The sequence below is a fragment of the Sphingomonas sp. M1A8_2b genome, assembly GCF_053345535.1.
Genome location: NZ_JBKFAH010000001.1, coordinates 1,453,625 through 1,480,381 on the forward strand (window position 1 = coordinate 1,453,625; position 26,757 = coordinate 1,480,381).

Below are 26,757 nucleotides of genomic sequence, written 5' to 3' on the forward strand. Positions count from 1 at the left end.
CTGTGTGGCGCCGCCCTCCCCCGACCCCTCCCGCGAGCGGGAGGGGAGCAGAATTTACGACAGCGCCGCCTTTACCAGGCCGCTGGCCTTGCTCATGTCCAGCTCGCTGGCGTGGCGTGCCTTCAGTTCGGCCATCACGCGGCCCATGTCCTTCATGCCGGTCGCGCCGAGTTCCGCCTTGATCGCCTCGATCGCCGCCGATGTTTCCGCCTCGCTCATCTGCTGGGGGAGGAAGCGTTCGATCACTGCGACCTCGGCGGTCTCCGCATCGGCGAGCTCCTGGCGGCCGCCTTTCGAGAACATCTCGATCGACTCGCGGCGCTGCTTGACCATCTTCTGGAGCACTTCGACCACCAGTGCGTCGTCGCTCTCGGGGGCCTTGCCGGTGCGCGCCTCAATGTCGCGGTTCTTGATCGCGGCCTGGATCAACGAGATAGCGTTGCGGCTCTGCTTGTCGCCGGCCTTCATGGCGGTCAGCTGCGCAGCCTTGATGTCGTCGCGAATCATGTACTGGTCTTTCAGGCGGTTCGGGATAGCCCGACGGGATAGCGCGTCCGCCGTCCGTTTAACAGATTGACGCTGCGGCACGCCGGCCTTAGCGGACACCACTTAGCGACATCGTCAACGTAAAGAGAGTGCCCAGCCTGATGGCCGACACCAATCCTATTGCCATGCCTGCTGGAGCTACGGGCGTCCTCGTCCTCGCCAATGGCGACGTGATCTGGGGTCGCGGGTTCGGCGCAGAGGGCAGTGCGGTCGGCGAAGTGTGTTTCCACACCGCGATGACCGGCTATCAGGAGGTGCTGACCGACCCGTCGTTCGCCGGGCAGATGATCTGCTTCACCTTCCCGCACATCGGCAACGTCGGCGCGAACCCCGACGACGTCGAGGCGGACGACCCGCACGCGCTCGGCATCATCGTCCGCGAGGACGTGACGCAGCCGTCGAGCTTCCGCGCGGTCGAGGGGCTGGATGGCTGGATGAAGCGGCATGCGCGGATCGGGCTGTCGGGCGTCGACACGCGTGCGCTGACGCGGCGGATCCGGGTGGCGGGTGCGCCTAATGGCGTGATCGCGCATTCGGCTAGCGGCGAGTTCGACGTGGCGGCGTTGCTGGCGATGGCGCGCGCCTGGCCGGGGCTTGAGGGCATGGACCTCGCCAAGGACGTGTCGACCGAGATGCATTATGGCTGGGGTGAGGATGCGCCCGGCGGTGTCTGGAAGCTGGGGTTTGGCTACGGGGACAGCTCGCAAGCAGGAAAGGGCGCTTCTGCTCCCCTCCCGCTTGCGGGAGGGGTCGGGGGAGGGGCTGACCAATCAGCGCCGACCCAGCCTGAGGCCATGCCCTCCCCCAACCCCTCCCGCTCCGCGGAAGGGGAGCAGAAGGCCCGCCCCCATGTCGTCGCGATCGACTACGGCTCGAAGCGAAACATCTTCCGCAACCTTGTCGAGGCCGGCGCGAAAGTTTCCGTCGTCAGCGCCACCGCCAGCTTCGACGACGTGATGGCGCTCGCCCCCGACGGCATCTTCCTGTCGAACGGCCCCGGCGACCCCGCCGCGACCGCCGAATACGCGGTGCCGGTGATCCGCCAGCTGCTGGAGACGGGCAAGCCGCTGTTCGGCATCTGCCTCGGCCACCAGTTGCTCGGCCTCGCGGTCGGCGCGACCACGACCAAGATGTTCCAGGGCCACCGCGGCGCCAACCATCCGGTCAAGCGCCTGTCCGACGGCGCGGTCGAGATCACCAGCATGAACCACGGCTTCGCGGTCGAGCGCGACAGCCTGCCAGCGAACGTCCGCGAGACGCATGTATCGCTGTTCGACGGGTCGAATGCGGGGCTGGAACTGACCGATCGGAACGCGTTCAGCGTGCAGTATCACCCTGAGGCGAGCCCGGGGCCGCAGGATAGTCTCTATTTGTTCGAGCGGTTTGTTGGAATGCTGGGATGAGGCGGCTGAACGGTTGGCTACGGCTATGGTGCATAACGTGCATCGCTGTTGCTATCGCGGTCGTGGCGCAAATCACATTTGGGACGGATACCCATTATGTTCCTGGATGGCCCGCCCCGACGCCGACCGACATTCAGCAATTTTCGCGCAGCGGAATTTCTATCGCCGGTCCCGATCCTGCGCGACCGTGCATTAGCGGAACTGAAAAAGTCGTGACGTTGGAAATACCGAATTTCTTTGATCGCTTTGACATTCTCGGCAGCGAGCCAATGCTTGAGCCGGCGAATGTGATTGCATGCCGTTCGTGGAAAAGTGCTCGTACCGCTACCGTTGCGGGCGTTCTTTTCTGTCTGGGAATATTAGCTTTTGGCTGTGCGCTGAACTGGGTGTTCCGCGGCTTTAAGCGACAGAAGGTATAACATGCCAAAACGCACCGACATCTCCTCGATCCTCGTCATCGGCGCAGGACCTATCGTCATCGGCCAGGCGTGCGAGTTCGATTATTCGGGCACGCAGGCGATCAAGGCGTTGAAGGAGGAGGGCTATCGTATCGTCCTCGTCAATTCGAATCCCGCCACGATCATGACCGATCCCGAGCTGGCCGACGCGACCTATGTCGAGCCGATCACGCCCGCGATCGTCGCCAAGATCATCGAGAAGGAGCGCCCGGACGCGATCCTGCCGACGATGGGCGGGCAGACCGCGCTGAATACCGCGCTCGCGCTGTTCCATGACGGTACGCTGGAGAAGTTCGGCGTGACGATGATCGGGGCGGATGCCGATGCGATCGACATGGCGGAGGACCGGCTGAAGTTCCGCGACGCGATGGACCGGATCGGGCTGGAAAGCGCGCGCTCGGCGATAGCCCATACTGTCGAGGAAGCACTCGAAGGCCTTGAGAAGACGGGGCTTCCGTCGATCATTCGGCCGAGCTTCACGATGGGCGGCTCGGGCGGCGGCATCGCGTACAACCGCGAGGAGTTCATCGCGATCGTCCGCAACGGGCTCGATCTGTCGCCGACCACCGAGGTGCTGATCGAGGAATCGCTGCTCGGCTGGAAAGAATACGAGATGGAGGTGGTGCGCGACCGCAACGACAACGCGATCATCATCTGCTCGATCGAGAACGTCGATCCGATGGGCGTCCACACCGGCGACTCGATTACGGTCGCGCCGGCGCTGACGCTGACCGACAAGGAATACCAGATCATGCGCAACGCATCGATCGCGGTGTTGCGCGAAATCGGTGTCGAAACAGGCGGTTCGAACGTCCAGTTCGCAGTCAATCCGAAGGATGGCCGGCTGGTCGTCATCGAGATGAACCCGCGTGTTTCGCGCTCGTCAGCGCTGGCGTCGAAGGCGACCGGCTTCCCGATCGCGAAGGTCGCAGCCAAGCTGGCGGTCGGTTACACGCTCGACGAGATCGAGAACGATATCACGGGGGCCACGCCTGCCGCGTTCGAACCGACGATCGATTACGTCGTGACGAAGATCCCGCGGTTCGCGTTCGAGAAGTTCAAGGGCGCGTCGAACACGCTCGGCACCGCGATGAAGTCGGTCGGCGAGGTGATGGCGATCGGTCGCAACATCCACGAATCGATGCAGAAGGCGTTGCGCGGGCTGGAGACGGGGTTGTCGGGGTTCAACCAGGTCGATCATCTTGTCGGTGCGCCGCGTGCCGAAATCGAGGCGGCGCTGGCCGTCGCGACGCCGGACCGGTTGCTGGTCGCGGCGCAGGCTTTGCGCGAGGGCTTCACGGTGGCCGAGGTGCACGCGACCGCCAAATATGATCCGTGGTTCCTGGAGCGGATCGCCGAGATCATTGCGGCCGAGGCTGAGGTGATGAAGGACGGCCTGCCGATCGACGCGCCCGGTATGCGACGGCTCAAGAGCATGGGGTTCAGCGACAAGCGGCTCGCGTGGCTGGCGCTGCAATCGGCCAATCTGCGCGGCATGAACCGCGGGATCGCGCGTGGCTCGGGGCTGATTCATGAGGTCGTCAAGGCGATGACCGGCGGCGTGACCGAGGAGGAGGTGCGCCAGCATCGCCTGAAGCTCGGCGTGCGGCCGGTGTTCAAGCGGATCGATACGTGCGCGGCCGAATTCGATGCGAAGACGCCGTATATGTACTCGACCTACGAGGCGCCGAGCTTTGGCGAGCCCGAGAACGAGTCCGAGCCTACGGATCGGAATAAGATCGTCATTCTCGGTGGCGGGCCGAACCGGATCGGGCAGGGGATCGAGTTCGATTATTGCTGCTGCCATGCGTGCTTCGCACTGGCGGATGCGGGCTATGAGACGATCATGGTCAACTGCAACCCGGAGACGGTGTCGACCGATTACGACACGTCGGACCGGCTGTATTTCGAGCCGCTGACCGCCGAGGACGTGCTGGAGATCCTGCATGTCGAGCAGCAGAACGGCACGCTGGTGGGCGTGATCGTGCAGTTCGGCGGGCAGACTCCGCTGAACCTTGCGCGCGCGCTGGAGGCTGCGGGCATTCCGATCCTGGGGACGACGCCGGATGCGATCGACCTGGCGGAGGACCGCGAGCGGTTCGCGGCACTGATCACCAAGCTCGGGCTGTTGCAGCCGGCCAATGGCCTCGCGCGGAGCCGGGACGAGGCGGTCGCGGCGGCGGAGCGGATTGGTTATCCGGTGCTGATGCGGCCGTCTTATGTGCTGGGCGGGCGGGCGATGGAGATCGTCGATACGATCGGGCAGCTCGAGCATTACATCGCGACCGCGGTGCAGGTGTCGGGCGACTCCCCCGTGCTGATCGACCAGTATCTGCGCGATGCGATCGAGGTCGATGTCGACGCGATCTGCGACGGCACCGATGTCGTGGTCGCGGGCGTCTTGCAGCATATCGAGGAGGCGGGCGTCCATTCGGGCGACTCTGCGTGCTCGATCCCGCCTTACTCGCTGTCGGCGGAGATCATTGCCGAGATCGAGCGGCAGACGGTGGCGCTCGCGCATGCCTTGTCGGTGGTCGGCCTGATGAACATCCAGTTCGCGGTGAAGGATGGCCTGGTCTACCTCATCGAGGTCAACCCGCGCGCATCGCGCACCGTGCCGTTCGTCGCCAAGGCGATCGGTGCGCCGATCGCCAAGATCGCGGCGCGCGTGATGGCGGGCGAGAAGCTGGTCAATCTGCCCAAGATCGACCGGCATATCGACTATTATGCGGTGAAGGAGGCGGTGTTCCCCTTCAATAAGTTCCCCGGCGTCGATCCGGTGCTGTCACCGGAAATGAAGTCCACCGGCGAAGTCATGGGAATCGATCCCGATTTCACGATCGCATTCGCCAAGGCGCAGCTTGGCGCGGGGACTATCCTGCCGACCAAGGGCAATGTCTTCGTCAGCGTGAAGGACGGCGACAAGGCGATGATCGTCGAGGCGGTGAAGGCGTTGGTCGACACCGGCTTCTCGATCGTCGCGACCGGAGGGACCGCGGATCACCTCGCACTTACCGGCTTGCCGGTCGAGAAGGTCAACAAGGTCGCCCAAGGCCGGCCGCATATCGTCGACCGGATCAAGGACGGCGATATCGCGCTGATCTTCAACACCACCGAGGGGTGGCAGAGCCTGAAGGACTCGCAGCCGATCCGCGCGTCGGCGCTGGGACAACGCATTCCGTACTTCACGACTGCGCCCGCTTCGCTCGAGGCGGCGAAGGCGATCGCCAAGCTTTCGACGCACAGCCTTGAAGTACGGCCCCTGCAATCCTATTATTCGCAGTCGCACGACTGATCCCGACATGAGAATGATGTGTGGGCGGGGCTGGTACAGGGCCTCGCGCGGGGAAATGGATTTGGGGACGAGATGATGGCGACCGTCGAAAAGATGCCGATGCTGCAGGAAGGCTATGAGACGCTGAGCGCGGATCTGAAGCGCCTGAAAGCCGAACGTCCGACGATCGTCGACGCGATCGAAGAGGCGCGCGCGCACGGCGACCTGAGCGAGAATGCGGAATATCATGCCGCGAAGGAGCGCCAGGGCCAGGTCGAGGCATCGATTTCGGACATCGAGGACAAGCTGTCGCGGGCGCAGATCATCGATCCGAAGGACCTGTCGGGCGACAAGGTCGTGTTCGGCGCGACGGTGACGTTGCTCGACGAGAACGACAAGCCGGTGAAGTATCAGATCGTCGGCCAGACCGAGGCTAATGCGAAAACGGGGCGGATCTCGTATAATTCGCCGCTGGGTCGCGGGCTGATCGGGCGCAAGCTCGACGAAGAGGTCGAGGTCACGGTGCCGGCCGGCGAGCGCTATTACGTCGTCTCCAAGATCGAGTTCATCTGAGCCTTATGCAATTCTTCGAGACGCGGGCGACGGCGATCATCACGATCGTGACGGTCATCGTCTCGGGATTCCTGGTGCTGAGCGGATCGCTTGGGTATTGGGCGGTGAACGCCGGGTTCATTCCGTTGCGGATGACCGACCTCGGCATCCCGAGCGACCATATGTTTGTTGTGCCGTCTTGGGCGACGCCGCTGACGGCGACGTTGATCCATGGCGGCTGGGCGCATATCGCGCTGAACCTCGTGATGCTGGCCTACTGCGGGCAATTCGTCGAGCGCGCGCTCGGTCCGCTCGCAATGGTCATTCTGTACGTGGTCGGCGCGTATGCCGCGGCGGCGGGGCATTGGGCGTTCGGGCCTGAGTCGACTGCGCCGATGATTGGCGCTTCGGGCGCAATTTCGGCGGTCGTTGGGGCGTATGCGCTGTTATATGGCGAGCGGCGGGCGCAGGCGATCGGGCCGGTGCCCGCTGGTGTCGTGCATGTGGTCTGGCTGGCTGCAGCGTGGATCGGAATCCAGTTGCTGATGGGGCTCGCGGGGTTCGGGGCTTCGGTCGGGGCCAGTGGGCCGATTGCGATTGGCGCGCACATCGGTGGGTTCTTGGCGGGGCTGGTGCTGGCCCGGCCGTTGTTGCTCTGGCACTACCGGGCGGCTTAAGCACCCTGTCCCTGACCAGCGCTCGTTCCGCCCTGCGCGAGCCACACCCACACCGTTCGTCCTGAGTGGCTGCTGAGCTTGTCGAAGCGGCGTATCGAAGGACAAGTTGGCGCGCGCGGGACCTTATGCTTCGATACGAGCCCTCGATACGCTCCTTGCGGAGCTACTCGGTCTCCACTCAGCACGAACGGGTGGGGGACGGTCGCGCTTGTGCGACATCGTCGGCTGTGCCGGCGTATCTTTACCTATTTGGGCGGGGGCAGCGTGTGAGCGGAATGCGTCAGTCAACGAGCCGACGCAACGGGTGCCGAGCGGGAGCGCTGCTCGGCGCGCCCTCACCTATCGCCGCCTTTCGCGTCTCTCCCTCTCCCGACAAAAGAGGGAAGGGGCCCGCGGCTGCTTTGCCGTGGGAAGGGTGAAGGCAAGTTGTTTTGCACTATGCCAGTTTCGCTAGTTCTTGAGCACAAGCTTAAGTCGAGGAAGGCGGATGTGCTGTCGCTCAGTGCCGTTATTCCCACGCAGGCGGGGATCCATAGACTATGCCGCTGATATCAGTTCGCGACGTTAGCCAATATCGGTTCCCGCCTCCGCGGGAATGACGGCTCAGGGGTAGCTCAGGCCGCGGTCGAACCAGACAGGTTAGGCTCGAGCATCCGGTGCAGATGCACCACCACGAACTTCATCTCGGCATCGTCCACAGTGCGCTGCGCCGCAGCACGCCAAGCCTTCTCGGCGCTGGCATAATCGGGAAAAACCCCGACAAACTCGATCGCATTCAGATCGTTGAAATCGAGGGTGCGCGGATCGCTGACGCGGCCGCCGAATACGAGGTGGAGCTTGCTCATGGTGCAGTCCTAGGGAGGAGGGTTAGCACCTCCCTAGCGTGTTAGACGTGGGGTTTGAACCCTCAGGCTACAGGACTTTTCAAACCGCCGGCTTTTGCGCCACGGCCTTCGCACCTGCGGTACCCGCGGTGGTCAGTGCCTTGATCACGCCGTCGACCAGACTCCGCGCCTGACCGCGGGCATTGTCCTTGGTCAGGCCCAGATCCGCCAGTTCGGACTGGCCCGCCGCCTTGGCCGCCGTGGTGGCTGCGACGAAGGTTTCGCCGATCCGCTTGCCGACCGGTGCGAGAAGCTCCTTCTCGCGTGCCGACCGTGGCAGCAGCGCGCCGGCCAGAACACCGACGGCGAGCCCACCGACGAGGATACCGAGCGGATTGGACTCGAGGTTGTGGACGACGTGCTTGGTCTTCTCGCGCGAGACATCGAGCACCTCGGAGGCCTTCTCGCTGGCGTCGTGCAGCACCTTCGACGCGGTCTCGCGGACGCTGTCATAGCCTTCGCGAAGGTGGTTTTCGGCATCCTTGGCGGTTTCGTGAGCGGTGTCGTGAAGCGTAGTCTTGGCGTCGGTCATGGAAAAATCCTCATCAATGGCAAGCAGCGTGCGTTGCAACGCTGGAACTTCGAATGGAGCGGCTCAGCGCCCGCGACGGAACAGGCCGACGATCCGGTGCCGCGCCAGGAACAGTCCGGCGACCGCGGCAAGCCCGGCGGTCGGGCCGGGATTGCGCTTCACCGTGTCGACGCTTGCCGACAGTGCGGCGGTGCCGGCATCGGCGACATCGCGGCTGGCGTTCAGCGCGAGCCGCTTTGGATTGAGCCGGTCCTGCAATTGCCCGATCGTCATCATGACGCGCTGGCGGGCAAGGGCGGCTTCGATCTCTGCGGCGGCGACTTTGGCGGATGTCATGATACGGGCTCGCTCTTGGTCTGAAGCTTCGACTTGCCGATCATCGCCAGCACGCCCGCAAGCACGAGCACCACGGCGACGACGATCAACGTCGCCCATCCTGGCCCCACCCGCGGCGTCAGGGTCAAGATCGCACCGACCAGCAGTGCGATCAACGCGGCCAGCCCCAACACGCCGGCGACCGCGAACATCGCCGCCGCCGACTTGTAGGCATTCGCCTTCTCGCCGAACTTCGCCTTGTAAACGGCGACTTCAGCGGTCGCGAGGCCGCGCGTCTCGGCCGCCAGTCGGCTGACGATCGACGAGAGACTCTCCTCTTCGCCGGCCGCGAACCTCACAGGATCGGACAACGCCTCAGACCTTCGAATTGGCATCGACGCCGGATTGCACGAGCCGTGCAATCACGAAGCCGATCGCGGCCGCCGCACCAACCGCGATCGCGGGGGATTTGCGCACCAGTTCGCGCGCCTCGTCGACCAGCTCGTCGATGTCCTTCGCCTTCACCTGGTCGGCGAAACCGGCCACGCTGTCGGCGGCGCTGCGGGCATAGGTGCCGTATTGCGAGCCAAGTTTCTGGTCGACCTGGCCGGCGGCGTCGGTAAGCAACTGAGCGATCTGGTCGAGCGCGTCACCGGCACGAGCCTTGCCGTCCTCGGCGAACGTGCGTGCCTTGTCGGCGGCCTGCGCGGTATACTTGCTGGTGCCTTCCTTGATCGCCTGCTTGGCCTCTGCGGTCTTGGCCGAGAGATCGCTGTTCTCGATCGTCTTGCCGAACTCGTTCCCGACATGGTTCGCGTTCGTTTTCAGATCGTTGACTGTATCGTTTACGCTGGAGTCGGCCATGACGGTCCCTTTCGAAATTGTTACGCTCTCAACACCGTCGCCGGAGCACGGTTCCCGAAGTGCGCGCGATTGCCCGATATGGTGCAACGCGGTAGAGGCGGCGCGAACGGCCCGGGGATCGGACTAGCCCGGGATTTGTAGGAGCATCGTTACGTGACCGCAATCATCGACCTTCATGCACGCCAGATCCTCGACAGCCGTGGCAATCCGACCGTCGAGGTCGACGTGCTGCTTGAAGACGGCAGCTTCGGCCGTGCGGCTGTGCCATCGGGCGCCTCGACCGGCGCGCACGAGGCGGTCGAGAAGCGCGACGGCGACAAATCGCGCTGGGGCGGCAAGGGCGTCGATGGCGCGGTCGACGCGGTCAACGACGAGATCACCGACACCGTGCTCGGCATGGACGCGGAGGACCAGTCGGACCTCGATCGCGCGATGATCGAACTCGACGGCACCGAGAACAAGGGCCGGCTGGGCGCGAACGCGATCCTGGGCGTCAGCCTCGCCGTTGCCAAGGCTGCGGCCGAGGCGCGTGGCCTGCCGCTGTATCGCTATATCGGCGGCGTGCAGGCGCACCTGCTGCCGGTGCCGATGATGAACATCATCAACGGCGGCGAGCATGCCGACAATCCGATCGATTTCCAGGAATTCATGATCGTGCCGGTCGGCGCGTCGAATATCCTCGAGGCGGTCCGCTGCGGCTCGGAGATCTTCCACACGCTGAAGAAGGGCCTGAGCGAGAAGGGCCTGTCGACCAGCGTCGGCGACGAGGGCGGCTTCGCGCCGAACATCGGCAGCACGACCGAGGCTTTGGACTTCATCATGTCGAGCATCGAGAAGGCCGGCTACAAGCCCGGCGAGGACGTGATGCTCGCGCTCGATTGCGCGGCAACCGAGTTCTACAAGAACGGCAAGTACGACATCTCGGGCGAGGGCAAGATCCTCGAAAGCGGCGAGATGGCGGAGTATCTGGCGGACCTGACGCGGCGCTACCCGATCTTCTCGATCGAGGACGGCATGGGCGAGGACGATTGGGAGGGCTGGAAGACGCTCACCGACCTGATCGGCGACAAGGTCCAGCTGGTTGGCGACGATCTGTTCGTGACCAACCCGAAGCGCCTGAAGCGCGGGATCGACGGCGGGTATGCGAACTCGCTGCTGGTGAAGGTCAACCAGATCGGCACGCTGACGGAGACGCTGGAGGCGGTGTCGATGGCGCAGCGCGCGAAGTACACCGCAGTGATGTCGCATCGGTCGGGCGAGACCGAGGATTCGACGATCGCCGATCTGGCGGTCGCCACCAACTGCGGTCAGATCAAGACCGGCAGCCTCGCCCGGTCGGACCGGTTGGCGAAGTACAACCAGCTCATCCGGATCGAGGAAGAGCTTGGTGATGCGGCGCGCTATGCGGGCCGCGACATCCTGATCGGCGGCTGATAGGCTGGAGGTTGGGAGGACGAGCATGGCACGCGTGACGACGAGTTCGAAGCTGCGAAAGACGATGCGCAAGGCCGCGTGGCCGGCGCTGGGGCTGACGCTGATGGCGTTCTTCGGCGCGTATGCCGTGCTCGGGCCGAACGGAATCTTCGCCTATGGCGACTACAAGCGCCAGCTCGCGAAGCGGCAACAGGATTACGCCGCGCTCGACCGCAAGCGCGAGGTCCTGAAGAACCGCGTGGCGCTGCTGAACCCCGATCATGCGAACCCGGATATGGTCGACGAGATGGTCCGCAAGGAACTGAACGTCGCGCATCCGGACGAGGTTATCGTACCCTTGGGGAACTGAGCGCCCGATCCTCCCCCGCCAAGGGGAGGTGGCAGGCTTTAGCCTGACGGAGGGGGAGGAAAGGTAAACCTCTGTTTCGCCGTCCTCCCCCTCCGTCACCTTCGGCGACACCTCCCCTCTGCGGGGGAGGATTTAGGTTGGCGTTACCGGCCCAGGAACGTCAGCAGGTCGTTGGTGAAACGCTTGCTTTCCGTCACGGTCAGGCCGTGCGGGGCGCCGTCATATTCGACCAGCTGCGAGCCGGCGATGCCTTTCGCTGCGGCGCGGCCGGTGGCGTCGATCGGGACCGTCTTGTCGCTGGTGCCGTGGACAATCAGCGTCGGCACGCGGAACGCTGCGAGGTCGGCGCGGAAGTCGGTGTGGCCGAACGATTCCGCGCACGCCAGGGTCGACTTCAGCCCCGCCTGCATCGCCAAGCCCCAAGCCCAGTCGACGATCTCGTCGCTGACCGGCGAGGTAATGAAGCCGACGCCGAAGAACTGCTGGAGGAACGTCTTGAAGAACGCCGGGCGGTCGTCCTCGATGCCCGCGCCGATGCTCGCCAGCGTTTCCGCGTCGACACCGTCGGGGTTGTCGTCGGTCTTGAGCATGTACGGCACCACCGACGCGATAAGCCCGGCGGCGACCACGCCCTTGCCGTCGTAGCGGCTCATGTAGCGCGCGACTTCGCCGCCACCCATCGAGAAGCCGACGAGGGTCGCGTCGCCCTGCACGCCGGTTGCTTCCATCACGTCGGCGAGATCGTCGGTCAGCGTGTCGTAGTCGTAACCCGACCAAGGTTGGCCCGAGCGGCCGAAGCCGCGGCGATCATAGGCGATCGCGCGGAAGCCCGCCTCCGCAAGCGCCATCGCCTGCGCATCCCAGCTGTCCGCGTTAAGCGGCCAGCCGTGCAGCAAGACGACCGGGCGGCCGCTGCCCCAATCCTTGACATAGATGTCGGTACCGTCGCGGGTTTTTATATAGGGCATCGGGGTCTCCAGGAGAACGAGGGCGTGTGGGCTTAACGGCTCGCCGTGATCGCCGTTCCGCGTACTGGCGCAACGGCGCTTCGGCTGGCAGCATGGCTTCAGTCTACGAATCGGAATTGGAGACGGGATGCGGATCGGACTTTTGACGACGGCGCTCGGCGCGGTGCTCGCGGTCAGCGCGTGCGGCCCGGCACAGCCGCCTGGGCAGACTGGCGCCAACACGCAGGCGCCTGCCGCGCCTGCCGCGAAGAGCGACTGGGCGGCGTTCCGCGACGGCTTCATCGAGGGCTGGTTCAAGATCGATCCGGCCAACGCGGTATATCAGGGCCGGCACGACTTCGACGGGGGGCTGGGCGACTGGAGCGCGGCCGGGCTGAAGCGACAGGCCGATTTCCTCCACACCGCGATCGACAAGGCGGGGGCGTTCAACAATCTGAAGCCCGACGAGGCGTTCGAGCGCGATTACCTGGTGCAGGTCGCCAAGGGGAAGCTGTTCTGGCTCGAGGATGCCGATCAGCCGCACACCAACCCGGCGTGGTATGTCAGCGCCGGGCTTGATCCGAACACGTATATCGCGCGCACCTATGCCGATGCGCCAACGCGGATGAAGGCGCTGACCGCGTTCCTCCAGAAGATCCCGGCGGCGACGGGCAACATCAAGGCGAACCTCAAGACGCCGATGCCGCTGAGCTTCGTCAATTACGGCGCGGCGGCGTTCAACGGCTTTGCCGATTATTATGCGGGCGATGCGGTCAAGGCGTTTGCGGGCGTCAAGAATGCGGCGGCGCAGAAGCAACTCGCGGACGCGGCGCAGGCGGCGTCGAAGGCGATGCGCGATCTGGGAACGTGGACCGAGGGCCAGCGCGCGACCGCGACGCAGGGGTTCGCGCTCGGGGCGGACAAATTCGCGCGGATGATTGCGGCGACCGAGGGCGTCGATACGCCGCTCGCGACGCTTGAGGCAGCGGGCGTCGCCGATCTCAAGCGCAACCAGGCGGCGCTTGCGCAGGCTTGTGGGATTTTCGCCAAGGGCCAGACGATCCTCGCCTGCATGGACAAGATGAACGCGAACAAGCCGGTCGGTGGCCCGGTCGCCGAAGCGCGGCGGCAGATCCCGACCTTGCGCAAGTTCGTGGTCGATCACGACCTCGTGACGATCCCCGGCACCGAGCAGGCGCTGGTCGAGGAATCGCCGCCGTACAACCGGCAGAACTCGGCGTATATCGATCCGCCGGGGCCGTTCGAGAAGGGCGTGCCGTCGATCTATTACATCTCGCCGCCCGATCCCACGTGGACGAAGGCGGTGCAGGACGCGTTCGTGCCGGGTAAGGACGACCTGCTGTTCACGTCGGTCCACGAGGTGATGCCGGGGCATTTCGTCCAGTTCCTGCATGCGAACCGGTCGCCGTCGCTCTTCGGGCGGCTGTTCGTCGGGTATGCGTTCGCCGAGGGTTGGGCGCATTATGCCGAGGAGATGATGTTCGAGGCGGGGCTCAACAACGGTGACGCCGAGACGCATGTCGGCCAGATCTCCAACGCGTTGCTGCGCGATTGCCGGTATCTTTCGGCGATCCGGATGCACGCCAAGGGAATGACGCAGGAGCAGTCGTTCCGGATGTTCGTCGACGAATGTTACCAGGACGAGGGCAACGCGCGGCAGCAGGCGGCACGGGGGACGTATGACCCGGCGTATCTGAATTATACGATGGGCAAGCTGATGATCCGCAAGCTGCGGACGGACTGGACCGCGACCAGGGGTGGGCGGAAGGCCTGGAAGGCGTTCCATGACCAGTTCCTGAGTTATGGGGGGCCGCCGATTCCTTTGGTGCGGAAGGCTATGATGGGGGAGGCCAAGGCGACGGCCGCGTTTTAGGGGGCGGCGCCTCCTCCCCGGAACGGGGAGGAATAGCAGTGTGAACATTCTTCTTCTGCTCCCTCTCCCCCTTCCGGGGAGAGGGCTGGGGTGAGGGGCTGTTCCAGGCGGAGCACTGCTTGGCTGCCCCCCACCCCGACCCTCCCCCCGGAGGGGAGAGGGAGTAGGTCACCTCGCTTGGGAAGCCGGTTGCACGTCCTGCGTTTCCTCGGTCGGCGGGTTGCGGATTGAGGGGCGGAGGCGGCTCAGGCTGCATAGGCCCGCCACCAGCGCCAGACCCGCGGCGACCAGCGGCGGGGTCGTGCCCGCACCCACACCGATCGCCAGCAGCGCCGCTACCACCGTCGCCCCGGTGGTCTGGCCTACCAGCCGCACCGTCGACACAAGACCACCCGCCGCCGCCGCCCGCTCCCGTGGCGCACTCCCGATAATCAGCCGCGCATTCGGCGCCATGAACATCCCGAACCCCGAACCGCACAACGCCATCCGCCAGGCGATATCGAAATACCCCGGGTTCGCCGGCATGTACGCGAGCAGCAGCAGCGCGCTGATCGACACGCCCATGCCGATCCCGCCGAGCAGCCCCGCCGGATAGCGATCCGACAACCACCCCGACAACGGCGCGACGACCATGTTCGCCAGCGGCCACGGCGCGATCGCCGCTCCGACTTCGGCCGCGCTGAACCCAAAAGCATGCGTCAGGCGGAACGGTGTCGACAACAACAACGTCATCTGCGCGATGAACGCGGTGTAGGCACCGATCGCCGACAGCGCGAGCACCGGCCGCGCGAGCAGGTCGATCGGCAGGATCGGCTTGGTCTCGCCCTGTTCGCGCTTCACGAAGAACCAGCCGATCACGACGCCGGCCAGGACGATCGCTGCGGAGACGATCGGGCTGTCGCCGTGCACCGCGCTCTCGGCGCCGCCGATGACGAGCCCGATCATCGCAGCGCACATCACCGCGCCGAGCACGTCGAACGGCTCGGCGCGGCGCTGCGGTTCGGGGAGTGCGCGACCGAGCAACAGCGACGCGATCGCGAACGGCACCGCGCTCGCGAACACCCAAGGCCACGGCGCGATCGCCAGCACCAGCCCGCCGATCGTCGGCGCGAGTGCCGCGGAACTGGAGACGACCACCGAGTTGATCCCAAGCCCACGGCCAAGCTGCTTGGCGGGATAGATCGAGCGGATCAGCGCCGACGAGACGCTCAGCGCCGCCGCCGCGCCAAGCGCTTGCGCGGCGCGGACGACGAGCAGGAATGGCAGGCTCTTGGCGAAGAAGCAGAGCAAGGTCGCGACCGTGAACAGCAGCTGGCCGTACTGGTACATCCGCTTGAGCCCGATCCGGTCGCCGAGTCCCGAGAACGGGAGCAGCGCCATCGCCAGGATCAGCTGGTACACCGTGACCACGGTCACCACCGCGCTGCTGCCGACGTTCAGGTCGCGCGCGATCGTCGGCAGCGCGACGGTGGCGATGCCGCCGTCGATGATCGTCAGCGCGGTGCCCGCCGAGATCGCGGCGATTGCCATGAAGCGGCGGGGTTTGGGCAGGCCGTCGGCCGCCGATATCTGGTCCGGTTGCATTGCGGACCGCGATAGACCCCGGCATGTATCCCGCCAAGCAAATCAGGGAGATACGGTATGCGGGTTCTGGCTTCGATGCTTGCGGCGACGATATTGAGCGGGACGACCGGCCTTGCAGGCGCCGCCGCGCTTGCCCAAGTCGCGCCGATGACCAAAACCGATACAGCCGCCGACCCGTATATCTGGCTCGAAGACAAGGATGGCGCGAAGCCGCTGGCCTGGGTCGAGGCGGAGAATGCGAAAACGCTCCCGCGGCTTCAGAACGATCCCCGCTACAAGACCTTCTACGCCGAGGCACTGGCGATCGCGTCGGCCAAGGACCGCATCCCGATGCCGAACCAGATGTTCGGGCGGATCTATAATTTCTGGCGCGATGCCGACCATCCGCACGGGCTGTGGCGCTGGACGAGCGCGGCGGACTACGCGTCGGTGACGCCAAAGTGGACCACCGCGCTCGATCTCGATGCGCTGGGCAACGCCGAGGGCAAGCAATGGGTCTGGAAGGGCTCGACCTGCCTCGAGCCCGAGCAGCGACTGTGCCTCGTCGCGCTGTCCGAGGGCGGCGAGGATGCGGTGACGTATCGCGAGTTCGATCTGCAGACCGGCGCGTTCGTCGCGAACGGCTTCCTGCTGCCCAAGTCGAAGCAGGATGCGACCTGGGTCGACAAGGATACGCTGCTGGTCGCGCGCGACTGGGGCGCGGGGACGACGACCCAGTCGGGCTACGCATTCGTGATGAAGCAGTTGAAGCGCGGCCAGCCGCTTAGCGCTGCAACCGAGGTGTATCGTGGCGCCGCAACCGACCAGGGCGGCACTGCGGCGAACGTGCTGACCGACGAGAAGGGCAACCGCCTGATCGTGATCCAGCGCCGGAAGACGTTCTTCGGCGCGGACAAGCTGGTGTGGACGCCCGCCGGTGCGCGGCCGCTCGCATTGCCCGACCGGACGTTTCCGGCAGGCATGATCGACGGGCAGGTGATCTTCTCGACCAGCGACCCGTGGGGCCAGATTCCCGAGGGTGCGGTCGCATCGGCGCCGCTCGCCGAGGTGGAGAAGGGGACGATCAGCCCGACGATCGTGTTCGCGCCGGGGCCGCGCCAGTCGGTCGACGGGATGGGGCTGACGAAATCGAAGCTGTTGCTGGTCGTCTCGGACAACGTCCGTGGGCGGGCGTCGGTCTACACGCATGGGGCAGGGGGTTGGACCGCCAAGCCGATCGCGCTGCCCGACAACGCCTCGATCGACGTGGCGAGCACGACCGATCGCAGCGACGACGCGTATCTGACGCTGACGGGGTTCCTGACGCCGACCTCGCTTTACACGCTCGATGCGGCGTCTGGCGCTGCGCCGAAGCCGATCAAGACGCTGCCGGCGAAGTTCGACGCGTCGAACGACGTCGTCGAGCAGTTTGAGGCGACCTCGACCGACGGGACGAAGGTGCCGTATTTCGTGGTCCACAAGAAGGGCATCGCGCTCGACGGGACCACGCCGACGATCATGACGGCGTATGGCGGGTTCGAGGTGTCGATGACGCCGAGCTATTCGGGGAGCATGGGCAAGCTGTGGCTGGAGCGCGGTGGGTCGTACGTGCTCGCCAACATCCGCGGCGGTGGCGAGTTCGGACCCAAGTGGCATGACGCTGGGCGCAAAACGAAGCGGCAGGTGATCTATGACGACTTCGCGGCGGTGGCGAAGGACCTGTTCGCGCGGAAGCTGACGAGCCCGGCCAAGCTCGGCATCTATGGCGGGTCGAACGGCGGCCTGCTCATGGGCGTCGAGTTCAACCAGCATCCGGACCTGTGGAAGGCAGTGACGATCCAGGTGCCGCTGCTCGACATGATCCGCTACGAGGAGATCGCGGCGGGGGCGTCGTGGGTCGACGAATATGGCTCGGTGAGCGTGCCCGAGGAGAAGGCGTTCCTGGAGAAGATCTCGCCGTATCAGAACATTAGGAAGGGCGTTGCGTATCCGGAGCCGTATATCTGGACGACCACCAAGGATGACCGCGTCGGGCCGCAGCATGCGCGCAAGTTCGCAGCGCGGTTGAAGGAATACGGGCTGCCGTATCTGTATTATGAAGACACGGCGGGCGGGCATTCGGGCGATGCGGATATCGAGCAGGGGGCTCGGTTGCAGGCCTTGCAGATGACGTACTTCACGCAGAAACTGGTCGGGCCGGCGAAGTAGGGGATGGAGGAGAGGGTTCCGCAATCCTCCCCCGCCAGGGGGAGGTGGCAGGCGTCAGCCTGACGGAGGGGGAGGGCGCGACGACCTGCGTTCCGTGTCCTCCCCCTCCGTCACCTTCGGCGCCACCTCCCCCTGGCGGGGGAGGATCAGGGTTCGCGATCGATCAGCGGCAGCGGACCTGGCTGTTATTCTGGTCGATCGCACGCCCGGCGAGGCCACCCGCTGCCGCGCCCAGTAAGGAGCCGACGATCCGCGAACGGCCGCCATCGATCACGTTGCCGAGGATCCCGCCGCCCGCTGCACCGATGATCAGCCCGGTCGTGCCGTCGCTGCGCTTGCAGTAATATTTGCCATCCTGGCCTGCATAGACGCGGTCGTTGGTCGACAGCACGCGCTCCTGATAGTTCGGGCCCGCGCGGTAATAGCGCGAGGGATCGTAACTGCCCTCGTCGCGCTCGTCCGGATACGCCTCCTGATAGTCGCCGCTGCGATCCGGGGCGGTACGATAGCCGGTCTGTGGCGCGTAGCCGCCGCGATTGCCGCGGACCGACTGGTAGCGATCGAATTCCGTGCGGAAGATCTGCAATTCGCTGTCGAGCCGCGCCTGCGCCGCCGCGAACCGCGCGTCGTCGGCCTGCGACTGCGCGACTGCCGGCGTGGCAACGGAAAGGCACGTCGCGGCAATCACCGCAGCCGTGCCGAAGAAACGCTTCATGATCCAAATCCTCGTCAAAGGGTCACAGGCAGGGACGGACGGCGGCGTCATGCCACCGCTCGCCTGTTGCCGACGCATCATACTACGCGCCGGCTCGGCTTACATCAGCGGCAGATCTGCACGCGACGGTGGTTGCGCCATTCGGTGCGGCAACGGCGATTGTTGTTCCAGTTGCGACGATCGTGGTCGCGACCACGATAGCGCCGGTCGTCATGGCGATCGCTGCGGTGGTCGTTACGACGATAATCGCGTCGGTCGCCACGGTGGTCGCCACGGTGATCGTCGTCGCGGTACTGCTCGCTATGCCCGCGATCGCGCTGCGCCTCGGCAGGGGCTGCGGCGCCGAGACCGAGCGTTGCGAAGGCCAACCCGGCGGCGATGAGATGCGTAAACTTCATGAGATGTCCTCTCGAACCCGACGATCGGGATGCGCCGTTGATACGGCTGTCGAGAGGCATGGTTCCTGAACGGGTTTGTCGGCTGCGGTACAGGTTTGGCGGCACAAGTCACTAACGCGCGTAAAGCGTCACTTGTCGGTTGACGTTAAGGCGAGTCCGGCGCAGCATCGGGGATGGTCATCGACTCCATCCGGCATAAGGCCTTGCGGTCGTTTGCCGAAACCGGTCGGGCCAAGGGGTTGCCGGGCAACTTGGTCGATCGATTGCGTCATATGCTGGCGTACATCGCGGCGATGGAGGGTGTCGACGAACTGGTCGTACCGCCCAATTTCGGCGCGCATCGACTGACCGGCGATCGCGCCGGTCTATGGTCGCTGACGGTGACGAAGAACTGGCGGATGACGTTTCGGATCAACGATGCCGGTGGCGTCGTTGATCTCGATCTGGAGGATTATCACTGATGGCAATCAAGTTGCATGCAAGCTTCGCGGTTCACCCCGGCGCATGGCTGCGTGCTGAAATCATCACGCCGCATGGGTTGAGCGTGACGGACGCAGCGGCCAAGTTGCGCGTGACGCGGCAGGCGATGAGCAACCTGCTTGGCAGCCGGGCCGGGTTGTCGGCTGAGATGGCGATTCGGTTCGAGAAGGCGTTCGGGCTGCAGGCTGAGACGCTGATGCGGATGCAGGCGGCGTATGATCTGGCACAAGCGCGGACGCGTGAGGGCGAGATCGAGGTGGAGCGAGTGGCGGCTTAAGCGGCTCAACGCCGATCACATCAGGATCGTTTTACATCTGGTGGGTCAACGCCTCGGATACTCGTCCCGGATTTACATTGAATTTCTGTGCCACGTCACGCTGGTGTAGCTTTGGATACCTGGCAACGAATGCCCTGATATCCTCCGCGAGTTCTGGCGTGAAATGTGCGCTTCGCACCGAGGCACGCGTGACGGGTGAATTGCGATACGTTTCGTCGGCTAGATCGTGAAGTTCTTCGATCCCGGACTCGTCTGCAATCTCGCGAAGTCGAGAACGGATCTCAGGAATCGTTCGCTTGTTACCGGACATGTGCCCATCCTCGACTCGAAGTCTTGGAGGGATGATCTCAAACTTCCCAAGAATTGGCAAGCTTACGGAAATACGCGATAAAATGATCCGTCCAGTTCGGAATCGAGCGCCTCTCGACGCTTTACTTCATCCTAGCGTCACGAAGCTGTCTATCACCCGCTTGCGCCCGGACTGTTCGAAGTCGATCTCCAGCTTGTTGCCTTCGATCTCCGCGATAGTGCCGTAGCCGAACTTCTGGTGGAACACGCGCATGCCGAGCGAGAGGTCGTCGCGGCCCTTGTTGCCGAGGCTGATCGCGCTCGACCGGCTTTCGACGACGCGGGCGGGCTTGGTGGAGAAAGTGCTGCCGGTGCCGGATGCGCGCTGCCAGCCGGGGCCGCGGCCGGTGCCGCGGGCGACGTCCGCGAACGGGTCGGCGCGGTTGGACCAGTTGGCTTGCCACAGGCTGGCGCCGCCGGACATCGTGGTTTCCGTGTCGATATGCTCAGGCGGAAGTTCGGCGACGAAGCGTGAAGGGATCGACGAGTTCCACTGGCCGTAGATGCGGCGGTTGGCGGCGTGGATGATGACCGCGAGCCGCCGCGCGCGCGTGATCGCGACGTAAGCGAGGCGGCGTTCCTCTTCGAGGCTCTTAACGCCGCCTTCGTCCAGCGAGCGCTGCGACGGGAACAGGCCTTCCTCCCAGCCGACCAGGAACACCGTGTCGTATTCGAGGCCCTTGGCGGCGTGGATGGTCATGATCGTGACCTGTGGGTCCTGCGCGCCACCCTCGTTGTCCATCACCAGCGAGACATGTTCGAGGAACGCGCCGAGCGAGTCGTATTCCTCCATTGCGCGGACGAGTTCGCTGAGGTTCTCCAGGCGGCCGGTCGCCTCGACCGATTTCTCGGCCTGATACATTGCGGTGTAGCCGCTTTCGTCGAGCAACTGCCGCGCGAGTTCGGCGTGCGGCAGGCTGGTCGCCATGTCACGCCAGCGGGCGATGTCGCCGACCAGCCGGCCGAGCGACTTCTTCGCAGCCCCGGTCAGTTCGTCGGTGTCGAGGATGCGCGCGGCGGCGGTGGTCAGCGGTGTGCCGGTGGCGCGCGCGAGCTGGTGGATGCGCGCGACCGCCTTGTCGCCCAGGCCGCGCTTGGGGACGTTGACGATGCGTTCGAAGGCGAGATCGTCCGCGGGCTGGTTGACGACGCGGAGGTACGCGAGCGCGTCGCGGATTTCGGCGCGTTCGTAGAAGCGGAAGCCGCCGACGATCTTGTACGGCATGCCGATCGCGATGAAGCGGTCCTCGAACTCGCGCGTCTGGTGCTGCGCGCGGACCAGGATCGCGACCTCGTCCAAGGATTTGCCGGAGCGGCGGACGATGTCGATCTCCTCGCCGACGCGGCGCGCTTCCTCGGGGCCGTCCCAGACGCCTATGACCTTCACCTTCTCGCCGACGTCGCGCTCGGTCCAGAGCTGCTTGCCGAGCCGCCCGCCATTGTTGGCGATCACGCCCGATGCGGCGCCGAGGATATGCGGCGTGCTGCGGTAATTCTGTTCGAGGCGGATGACCTTCGCACCCGGAAAGTCGCGCTCGAACTTCAGGATGTTCTCGACCTGCGCGCCGCGCCACGAATAGATCGACTGGTCGTCGTCGCCGACGCAGGCGATGTTCTTGCGCTCCTGCGCGAGCAGCCGCAGCCAGAGATATTGCGACGAGTTGGTGTCCTGATACTCGTCGACCATGATGTATTTGAAGCGCTGCTGATACTGCGCCAGCACGTCGCGGTGCGTCTTCAGGATCACGAGCATGTGGAGCAGCAGGTCGCCGAAATCGCACGCGTTCAGCGCGATCAGCCGGGTCTGGTATTGCTGGTACAGCTCGCCGCCGCGGCCATTGGCGTAGCGTTCCGACTCGCCCGCATCGATATCGGCGGGGACGAGGCCTTTGTTCTTCCACTGGTCGATCAGCCCGGCGAGGCTGCGCGTCGGGAAGCGCTTCTCGTCGATGTCCGCGGCGAGGATGAGCTGCTTCAACAACCGCAACTGGTCGTCGGTATCGAGAATGGTAAAATTCGATTGCAGCCCGACGAGCTCGGCGTGGCGGCGCAGCATCTTCGCGGCGATCGCGTGGAAAGTGCCGAGCCACGGCATCCCCTCGACCGCGTCGCCGACAAGCCGCCCAACCCGCTCGCGCATCTCGCGCGCGGCCTTGTTGGTGAAGGTGACGCTGAGGATCTCCGACGGCCACGCCTTCCTGGTGAAGATCAGGTGCGCGAGCCGCGCGGTCAGCGCAGCGGTCTTGCCGGTGCCGGCGCCGGCGATGATCAGGACCGGGCCGTCGGTGGTCAGCACCGCCTCGCGCTGCGGCGGATTGAGGCCGCGGAGATAGGGGGGCTCTGCTTGCGGCGCGGACGTTTGGGCGATCTGGTTCACCGGTGAACAGGTAGGGAACGCGGCGCGATCGGGCAACCGCCGAAACGTCGCGAAAGCGACACGCGGGCGTCATGGAACGCGCCTAGGGGGTGCGCAGCGACGTGGTTCGCCGTTGGAGAAGCCGCATCCAGAAAGGGCTCCCGATGGGCAAGCGCCGTCGCCCGCAGGCGATCGCGCGTGCGGACCGCAGGACCATTTGAGGAACACATCATGAAGATTTCGATCAGCGTCGCTTCGGCGGCGATCGCCGCCGCGTGCCTGTTTTCGACCGGCGTCTCGGCCAGTCCCGCGCGCGAGCCTGTCTCGATTCGCGTGTCGTATGCCGGGCTCGACCTGACTACCGACGCAGGACGGACGGCATTCCAGCACCGCATGGCATCCGCGATCAGCAGCGCGTGTGCGCCGCAGACCGCTGGCCTCGTCGCACTGGCCGACTCGCAGCAATGCCGCCGGGAAATGACCGACGATGCCACCACCAAGCTGGCCAAGATGGTCGGTCGCGATGGTACGCAGTTGGCCAGCCTCGGCGCAGCGCGCTGAGCCGGGATGGATGGGGCGGTGACGTCGCCGCCCCACTTCGGTAGATGTCGCGCGGGGACGTCTTGTGGCTTGTTCCGCGACTGTCATAAGATTGTCATGGTAAGGGCCGATTGCAGACCAATATGGCTAGTTCAACATTGATGCCCGACGCGACCACGGCCGACAGGGGCGAATCGATCGCTAGCCCGAAGCCCGCGCCGTCAGGCCCGAAGCTCGATCATGCGATCCATCCGTCCGGTCGCTGGATATTCCTTGCCGTCCTGATCGGTGGGCTCGCCTATGCGGGGTTCAGCATCGCGACCGACACCGCGCAGGTCGGCGAGACGCTGGCCGGCGGCGCGTTCGCGTTCCTGGCGCTCGCGCTGCTGATCGCGCTGGGGTTCGAGTTCGTCAACGGCTTCCACGATACCGCCAATGCGGTCGCCACCGTCATCTACACGCATTCGATGCCCGCGCCGCTCGCGGTCGTGTGGTCGGGACTGTGCAATTTCCTTGGCGTGATGCTGTCGTCGGGCGCGGTCGCCTATGCGATCATCACGCTGTTGCCGGTCGACCTCATCCTCAACGTCGGCAGCGTCGGCGGGTTCGCGATGATCTTCGCACTGCTGCTCGCGGCGATCGTGTGGAACCTCGCGACCTGGGCGGCAGGTCTGCCCAATTCGTCGAGCCATGCGCTGATCGGGTCGATCCTCGGCGTCGGCCTCGCCAATCAGATGATCAAGGGCGGTGCGGACGGTACCTCGGGTGTCGACATGGCGCAGGTCTGGAAAGTGCTCTCGGCGCTCGCGTTCAGCCCGCTCGTCGGGTTTGTCGGCGCGCTGTTGCTGCTGCTGGTGATGAAGCTCTTCGTCAGCGATCCCGAACTGTACGAGGCGCCCAAGGACGCGGCCCCGCCGCCGCGCGGCATCCGCGCGCTGCTGATCGGGACGTGTACCGCGGTCAGCTTCGCGCATGGCAGCAACGATGGGCAGAAGGGGATGGGGCTGATCATGCTCATCCTGATCGGCTGCGCGCCGACCGCCTATGCACTGAACCGGACGATGCCCGAGAGCGCGACCCCGGCATTCGTCCAGATCGCGCGCGACGCGTCGTCGGCCTTCGTCGCCCATGCCAATGGCGCGCCCGCGACCGTCGCCGCCGCGCGCACCGAAGTCACGCGCGCGTTGAAGAGCAAGCAGGTCGCCGATCCGGTGGTCTATGGCGCGCTGTCGACGCTGTCGGACGACGTGTCGACGCGGATCGCGGGCTATGGCTCGCTCGGCAAGGTGCCCGCTGCGGCGACGCCGAACCTGCGCAACGATATGTACCTGTTGCTCGATACGACCAAGCTCATCGCCGTCGATCCGGCCGCGCAGAGCCGCTTCACCGCACAGGAGATCACGACGCTCAAAAGCTATAGCGGGCAGCTCGAGCAGGGCACGCGCTATATCCCGACCTGGGTGAAGATCTCGGTCGCGCTGGCGCTCGGGCTTGGCACGATGGTCGGCTGGAAGCGGATCGTCGTCACGGTCGGCTCGAAGATCGGCAAGTCGCATCTGACCTACGGGATGGGCGCCTCGGCCGAGCTGGTCGCGGCGGCGACGATTCTGCTGGCGGTCCGCTACGGCCTGCCGGTGTCGACCACGCATATCCTGTCGTCGGGCGTCGCGGGCGCCAGTGTCGCCAACGGGGCCGGGTTGCAGCGCCGTACGGTGATGAACATGGCGCTGGCGTGGATCATGACGCTGCCGGTGGCGATGCTGCTGTCGGGCGGCTTATACTGGCTGCTGCTGATGCTGGCGCACGCGCTGGGGTATTGAGCGCAAACCGCGCGCGCGATACGTTCATCGCTATGGCCGACGTGATCGAGGTGGGGCGCCTCACGCGGTGACGGGGCGGCCTTCGTCGGCGAAGGCTGCGGCGACGGCGGCTGCGCTCGCCAGGACGCCATCGACGCGGCGTACGCCGAGCAAGTCCGACATCAGGAGGCGGGCGGCCTCGGGTGCTGTCTCGATGCGTGCGAGGATCGCCAGCATCGCCGCTTCGGCCGGCGTCATCCGCGCGCAGCAGCACGGCGCGATCGCGATCGTCCCCGAGGCCGTGCCCGCGAGGTCCGCCATCAGCGCACGCAACAGGACGAGCGGCCGCCGAAAGCTCTGCCCGAACGCGGTGAACAGGGTGTGCGCGGCGCGCGCGTCGGCAAGGCCGTTCGCGCCCATTCGCCGCATCGCAAACAGCGCGACCCGCGCGTTTTCGCACTCCGGCAGCGCATGCGGGAGGAGGGCGGTGGCGGTTCGAACATCGGTCATTCACGCGACTCCGTGGTGGTCGCGCCAAACTCGCCTGTTGGTTATTGATAGTCAATAGCAATAAGAGCTCAGTCGGGCAGTTGGTCGTTCCCGACAAGCGCTTCGCCTGCAATGTAGAGCGAACCGGCGATCAGCACGATGCACGGGCCCTGCTGCGACAGGCGATCGAGCGCGTCGGCGATGCCCGATGCGACATCGCCGGGAACGCCGTAGCGTGCGGCGATCTCGACCAGGACTTGCGGAGAATGATGCGCATGGCCTTCGACGGGGATCGCGAGGATGCGTGCCAGCGATGGCGACAGGATGCGGACAACGGCGTCGGCGTCCTTGTTCGCCAGCATTCCCATGACGAGCGTGACGGGGCGTCCCTGCGCGATCCGGCGCAAGGCGGATGCGACGGGCTTGGCGGCGTTAGGATTGTGCGCGCCGTCGAGCCAGAGTTCGCTGCCTGCGGGAAGCCGCGCGACCAGCGGGCCGTGCGACAGGCGCTGCATCCGCGCGGACCAGTGCGCCCAGTCGGCGGCGGCGCGCATCGCGGCTTCGGGGATGTGGAGCGCGCCCTGGTGACGCAGCATCGCGATCGCGAGCGCGAGATTGCGCGACTGGTGCGCGCCGACGAGGTGGGGGCGGTTGGTGACGACCGAGAAGCCGGTGTCCTTGTAGCGCACGGTCGAGCGCGCCGTTTCGCTGGTCCACGCGGTGCCGCGGGCGACGACGGGGGCACCGGCGGCTTCGGCGATGGCGGCGATCCTGGCGCGGATGGCCTTGGGGTAGTCCATCGTCACCAGCGGTACGCCGGGCTTGGCGATGCCTGCCTTTTCGCCGGCGATCTCCAGCAGCGTATTCCCGAGGAACGACTGGTGATCGATGCCGAGTGCGGCGATGCCGGTGACGACCGGGTTCGGAATGACGTTGGTCGCGTCGAGCCTGCCGCCCAGGCCGACCTCGACGATCGTCGCGGCGGCGGGCGTGCGCGCGAAGGCCAGGAAGGCGACGGCGGTGGTGACCTCGAAGAAGCTGGCTTGCAGGTCTGCGGCTTGGTCGAGGACCTCCTCCAGCAGCGCGGCGAGCAGGTCGTCATCGATCAGGTTGCCGGCGATGCGGATGCGTTCGTTGAAGCGGACGAGGTGCGGCGAGGAATAGACGTGGACGCTGTGCCCGGCGGCTTCGATCGCGGCGCGGAGGAAGGCGCAGGTCGAGCCCTTGCCGTTGGTGCCGGCGACGTGGAACACGGGGGGGAGATCGAGGTGCGGGTCGCCCAGGCGCGCGAGGAGTGCAGTGATGCGCTCGAGGCCGAGGATATCGGCGCCGGGGGAGAGCGCGGTCAGTCGATCGAGCTGTGCTTGCACTGCGGGGGACGAGGAAACGGCGTGGTCGGACATTCTTGGCTCCCTCTCCCCTCCGGGGAGAGGGCTGGGGTGAGGGGCTGTTCCG

The 26,757-nt window shown here is 65.5% G+C and carries 26 protein-coding genes; 13 read left to right on the top strand and 13 right to left on the bottom strand.

What is annotated here, in order from left to right:
• Positions 1-54: 54 nt before the first annotated feature.
• Positions 55-507 (bottom strand): GatB/YqeY domain-containing protein, encoded by a 453-nt coding sequence (locus ACLBWL_RS06765; protein WP_107952276.1) that lies wholly within the window; start codon positions 505-507, stop codon positions 55-57.
• Between the two features lie 140 nt (positions 508-647).
• Between ACLBWL_RS06765 and carA the strand changes: the two genes are divergently transcribed.
• From carA to ACLBWL_RS06790, 5 genes are all read left to right on the top strand, one after another.
• Positions 648-1,949 carry a glutamine-hydrolyzing carbamoyl-phosphate synthase small subunit gene (gene carA / locus ACLBWL_RS06770; protein WP_447791346.1) on the top strand — a complete coding sequence of 434 codons (1,302 nt, stop codon included), beginning with the start codon at positions 648-650 and terminating at the stop codon, positions 1,947-1,949.
• Between the two features lie 62 nt (positions 1,950-2,011).
• Positions 2,012-2,368 carry a hypothetical protein gene (locus tag ACLBWL_RS06775; protein WP_447791348.1) on the top strand — a complete coding sequence of 119 codons (357 nt, stop codon included), beginning with the start codon at positions 2,012-2,014 and terminating at the stop codon, positions 2,366-2,368.
• Position 2,369: 1 nt separating this feature from the next.
• Positions 2,370-5,702 carry a carbamoyl-phosphate synthase large subunit gene (gene carB / locus ACLBWL_RS06780; protein WP_447791350.1) on the top strand — a complete coding sequence of 1,111 codons (3,333 nt, stop codon included), beginning with the start codon at positions 2,370-2,372 and terminating at the stop codon, positions 5,700-5,702.
• A 75-nt stretch (positions 5,703-5,777) separates the two neighbouring features.
• Complete coding sequence (gene greA / locus ACLBWL_RS06785) at positions 5,778-6,254, top strand: transcription elongation factor GreA (protein ID WP_056052861.1); 477 nt, start codon at positions 5,778-5,780, stop codon at positions 6,252-6,254.
• A 5-nt stretch (positions 6,255-6,259) separates the two neighbouring features.
• On the top strand, positions 6,260-6,910 hold the full coding sequence (locus ACLBWL_RS06790; RefSeq protein ID WP_447791352.1) for a rhomboid family intramembrane serine protease: 651 nt from the start codon (positions 6,260-6,262) through the stop codon (positions 6,908-6,910).
• Between the two features lie 614 nt (positions 6,911-7,524).
• Here ACLBWL_RS06790 and ACLBWL_RS06795 read toward each other — a convergent pair.
• From ACLBWL_RS06795 to ACLBWL_RS06815, 5 genes are all read right to left on the bottom strand, one after another.
• A complete protein-coding gene (locus ACLBWL_RS06795) occupies positions 7,525-7,755 on the bottom strand; it encodes a DUF4170 domain-containing protein (protein ID WP_332797743.1) in 231 nt (76 codons plus the stop codon).
• Between the two features lie 79 nt (positions 7,756-7,834).
• On the bottom strand, positions 7,835-8,326 hold the full coding sequence (locus ACLBWL_RS06800; RefSeq protein WP_447791354.1) for a hypothetical protein: 492 nt from the start codon (positions 8,324-8,326) through the stop codon (positions 7,835-7,837).
• 63 nt (positions 8,327-8,389) lie between these two features.
• Positions 8,390-8,662 carry a DUF3618 domain-containing protein gene (locus tag ACLBWL_RS06805; protein WP_447791356.1) on the bottom strand — a complete coding sequence of 91 codons (273 nt, stop codon included), beginning with the start codon at positions 8,660-8,662 and terminating at the stop codon, positions 8,390-8,392.
• The gene (locus ACLBWL_RS06810) at positions 8,659-9,012 is read right to left on the bottom strand and encodes a phage holin family protein (protein ID WP_447791358.1); all 354 of its coding nucleotides are present in this window, start codon (positions 9,010-9,012) and stop codon (positions 8,659-8,661) included. Before ACLBWL_RS06810 ends, ACLBWL_RS06805 begins: the two co-directional genes overlap by 4 nt.
• A 4-nt stretch (positions 9,013-9,016) precedes the next feature.
• Positions 9,017-9,505, bottom strand: a complete 489-nt coding sequence (locus tag ACLBWL_RS06815; RefSeq protein ID WP_447791360.1) for a hypothetical protein — start codon at positions 9,503-9,505, stop codon at positions 9,017-9,019.
• A 153-nt stretch (positions 9,506-9,658) separates the two neighbouring features.
• Here ACLBWL_RS06815 and eno point away from each other — a divergent pair, with 153 nt between their 5' ends.
• Complete coding sequence (gene eno / locus ACLBWL_RS06820) at positions 9,659-10,939, top strand: phosphopyruvate hydratase (protein ID WP_447791362.1); 1,281 nt, start codon at positions 9,659-9,661, stop codon at positions 10,937-10,939.
• 25 nt (positions 10,940-10,964) lie between these two features.
• On the top strand, positions 10,965-11,288 hold the full coding sequence (locus ACLBWL_RS06825; RefSeq protein ID WP_447791364.1) for an FtsB family cell division protein: 324 nt from the start codon (positions 10,965-10,967) through the stop codon (positions 11,286-11,288).
• A 143-nt stretch (positions 11,289-11,431) separates the two neighbouring features.
• Here ACLBWL_RS06825 and ACLBWL_RS06830 read toward each other — a convergent pair whose 3' ends face one another.
• Complete coding sequence (locus tag ACLBWL_RS06830) at positions 11,432-12,256, bottom strand: alpha/beta fold hydrolase (RefSeq protein WP_447791366.1); 825 nt, start codon at positions 12,254-12,256, stop codon at positions 11,432-11,434.
• A gap of 127 nt (positions 12,257-12,383) precedes the next feature.
• On the opposite strand from ACLBWL_RS06830, the gene ACLBWL_RS06835 reads away from it, so the two are divergent.
• Positions 12,384-14,129 (top strand): DUF885 domain-containing protein, encoded by a 1,746-nt coding sequence (locus ACLBWL_RS06835; RefSeq protein WP_447791368.1) that lies wholly within the window; start codon positions 12,384-12,386, stop codon positions 14,127-14,129.
• Between the two features lie 168 nt (positions 14,130-14,297).
• Here the strand turns inward: ACLBWL_RS06835 and ACLBWL_RS06840 are convergent, their stop codons facing one another.
• Entirely contained in the window at positions 14,298-15,713 is a 1,416-nt protein-coding gene (locus tag ACLBWL_RS06840) for an MFS transporter (RefSeq protein ID WP_447791370.1), read from the bottom strand.
• Between the two features lie 57 nt (positions 15,714-15,770).
• Between ACLBWL_RS06840 and ACLBWL_RS06845 the strand changes: the two genes are divergently transcribed.
• Positions 15,771-17,900: a prolyl oligopeptidase family serine peptidase gene (locus tag ACLBWL_RS06845; protein WP_447791372.1), complete on the top strand. Its 2,130-nt coding sequence runs from the start codon at positions 15,771-15,773 to the stop codon at positions 17,898-17,900.
• A 163-nt stretch (positions 17,901-18,063) separates the two neighbouring features.
• On the opposite strand, the gene ACLBWL_RS06850 is transcribed toward ACLBWL_RS06845, so the two are convergent.
• Positions 18,064-18,615, bottom strand: a complete 552-nt coding sequence (locus ACLBWL_RS06850) for a glycine zipper 2TM domain-containing protein (protein ID WP_447791374.1) — start codon at positions 18,613-18,615, stop codon at positions 18,064-18,066.
• Between the two features lie 104 nt (positions 18,616-18,719).
• Complete coding sequence (locus ACLBWL_RS06855) at positions 18,720-19,013, bottom strand: hypothetical protein (protein WP_447791376.1); 294 nt, start codon at positions 19,011-19,013, stop codon at positions 18,720-18,722.
• A 173-nt stretch (positions 19,014-19,186) separates the two neighbouring features.
• Between ACLBWL_RS06855 and ACLBWL_RS06860 the strand changes: the two genes are divergently transcribed.
• The gene (locus tag ACLBWL_RS06860) at positions 19,187-19,474 is read left to right on the top strand and encodes a type II toxin-antitoxin system RelE/ParE family toxin (protein ID WP_447791378.1); all 288 of its coding nucleotides are present in this window, start codon (positions 19,187-19,189) and stop codon (positions 19,472-19,474) included.
• Complete coding sequence (locus ACLBWL_RS06865; RefSeq protein ID WP_333928237.1) at positions 19,474-19,770, top strand: HigA family addiction module antitoxin; 297 nt, start codon at positions 19,474-19,476, stop codon at positions 19,768-19,770. The genes ACLBWL_RS06860 and ACLBWL_RS06865 overlap by 1 nt, the downstream gene beginning before the upstream one ends.
• 436 nt (positions 19,771-20,206) lie before the next feature.
• Here ACLBWL_RS06865 and ACLBWL_RS06870 read toward each other — a convergent pair whose 3' ends face one another.
• The gene (locus ACLBWL_RS06870) at positions 20,207-22,486 is read right to left on the bottom strand and encodes an ATP-dependent helicase (RefSeq protein ID WP_447792042.1); all 2,280 of its coding nucleotides are present in this window, start codon (positions 22,484-22,486) and stop codon (positions 20,207-20,209) included.
• Between the two features lie 219 nt (positions 22,487-22,705).
• Between ACLBWL_RS06870 and ACLBWL_RS06875 the strand changes: the two genes are divergently transcribed.
• Both ACLBWL_RS06875 and ACLBWL_RS06880 read left to right on the top strand, forming a co-directional pair.
• Positions 22,706-23,035 (top strand): UrcA family protein, encoded by a 330-nt coding sequence (locus ACLBWL_RS06875; protein ID WP_447791381.1) that lies wholly within the window; start codon positions 22,706-22,708, stop codon positions 23,033-23,035.
• A gap of 140 nt (positions 23,036-23,175) precedes the next feature.
• Positions 23,176-24,834: an inorganic phosphate transporter gene (locus ACLBWL_RS06880; protein ID WP_447791383.1), complete on the top strand. Its 1,659-nt coding sequence runs from the start codon at positions 23,176-23,178 to the stop codon at positions 24,832-24,834.
• 60 nt (positions 24,835-24,894) lie between these two features.
• On the opposite strand, the gene ACLBWL_RS06885 is transcribed toward ACLBWL_RS06880, so the two are convergent.
• Both ACLBWL_RS06885 and ACLBWL_RS06890 read right to left on the bottom strand, forming a co-directional pair.
• On the bottom strand, positions 24,895-25,323 hold the full coding sequence (locus ACLBWL_RS06885) for a DUF6628 family protein (protein WP_447791385.1): 429 nt from the start codon (positions 25,321-25,323) through the stop codon (positions 24,895-24,897).
• A gap of 68 nt (positions 25,324-25,391) precedes the next feature.
• Positions 25,392-26,705, bottom strand: a complete 1,314-nt coding sequence (locus tag ACLBWL_RS06890; protein WP_447791387.1) for a bifunctional folylpolyglutamate synthase/dihydrofolate synthase — start codon at positions 26,703-26,705, stop codon at positions 25,392-25,394.
• Between the last annotated feature and the right edge of the window lie 52 nt (positions 26,706-26,757).

Coding starts and splice junctions, on each gene's coding strand:
- ACLBWL_RS06790 (WP_447791352.1), top strand. CDS start 6,260: ATGCAATTCTTCGAGACGCGGGCGACGGCGATCATCACGATCGTGACG.
- ACLBWL_RS06830 (WP_447791366.1), bottom strand. CDS start 12,256: ATGCCCTATATAAAAACCCGCGACGGTACCGACATCTATGTCAAGGAT.
- ACLBWL_RS06815 (WP_447791360.1), bottom strand. CDS start 9,505: ATGGCCGACTCCAGCGTAAACGATACAGTCAACGATCTGAAAACGAAC.
- ACLBWL_RS06835 (WP_447791368.1), top strand. CDS start 12,384: ATGCGGATCGGACTTTTGACGACGGCGCTCGGCGCGGTGCTCGCGGTC.
- ACLBWL_RS06885 (WP_447791385.1), bottom strand. CDS start 25,323: ATGACCGATGTTCGAACCGCCACCGCCCTCCTCCCGCATGCGCTGCCG.
- carB (WP_447791350.1), top strand. CDS start 2,370: ATGCCAAAACGCACCGACATCTCCTCGATCCTCGTCATCGGCGCAGGA.
- ACLBWL_RS06855 (WP_447791376.1), bottom strand. CDS start 19,013: ATGAAGTTTACGCATCTCATCGCCGCCGGGTTGGCCTTCGCAACGCTC.
- ACLBWL_RS06765 (WP_107952276.1), bottom strand. CDS start 507: ATGATTCGCGACGACATCAAGGCTGCGCAGCTGACCGCCATGAAGGCC.
- ACLBWL_RS06805 (WP_447791356.1), bottom strand. CDS start 8,662: ATGACATCCGCCAAAGTCGCCGCCGCAGAGATCGAAGCCGCCCTTGCC.
- ACLBWL_RS06850 (WP_447791374.1), bottom strand. CDS start 18,615: ATGAAGCGTTTCTTCGGCACGGCTGCGGTGATTGCCGCGACGTGCCTT.
- ACLBWL_RS06860 (WP_447791378.1), top strand. CDS start 19,187: ATGGTCATCGACTCCATCCGGCATAAGGCCTTGCGGTCGTTTGCCGAA.
- ACLBWL_RS06840 (WP_447791370.1), bottom strand. CDS start 15,713: ATGCAACCGGACCAGATATCGGCGGCCGACGGCCTGCCCAAACCCCGC.
- greA (WP_056052861.1), top strand. CDS start 5,778: ATGGCGACCGTCGAAAAGATGCCGATGCTGCAGGAAGGCTATGAGACG.
- ACLBWL_RS06800 (WP_447791354.1), bottom strand. CDS start 8,326: ATGACCGACGCCAAGACTACGCTTCACGACACCGCTCACGAAACCGCC.
- ACLBWL_RS06825 (WP_447791364.1), top strand. CDS start 10,965: ATGGCACGCGTGACGACGAGTTCGAAGCTGCGAAAGACGATGCGCAAG.
- ACLBWL_RS06845 (WP_447791372.1), top strand. CDS start 15,771: ATGCGGGTTCTGGCTTCGATGCTTGCGGCGACGATATTGAGCGGGACG.
- ACLBWL_RS06875 (WP_447791381.1), top strand. CDS start 22,706: ATGAAGATTTCGATCAGCGTCGCTTCGGCGGCGATCGCCGCCGCGTGC.
- ACLBWL_RS06795 (WP_332797743.1), bottom strand. CDS start 7,755: ATGAGCAAGCTCCACCTCGTATTCGGCGGCCGCGTCAGCGATCCGCGC.
- ACLBWL_RS06865 (WP_333928237.1), top strand. CDS start 19,474: ATGGCAATCAAGTTGCATGCAAGCTTCGCGGTTCACCCCGGCGCATGG.
- carA (WP_447791346.1), top strand. CDS start 648: ATGGCCGACACCAATCCTATTGCCATGCCTGCTGGAGCTACGGGCGTC.
- ACLBWL_RS06880 (WP_447791383.1), top strand. CDS start 23,176: ATGCCCGACGCGACCACGGCCGACAGGGGCGAATCGATCGCTAGCCCG.
- ACLBWL_RS06890 (WP_447791387.1), bottom strand. CDS start 26,705: ATGTCCGACCACGCCGTTTCCTCGTCCCCCGCAGTGCAAGCACAGCTC.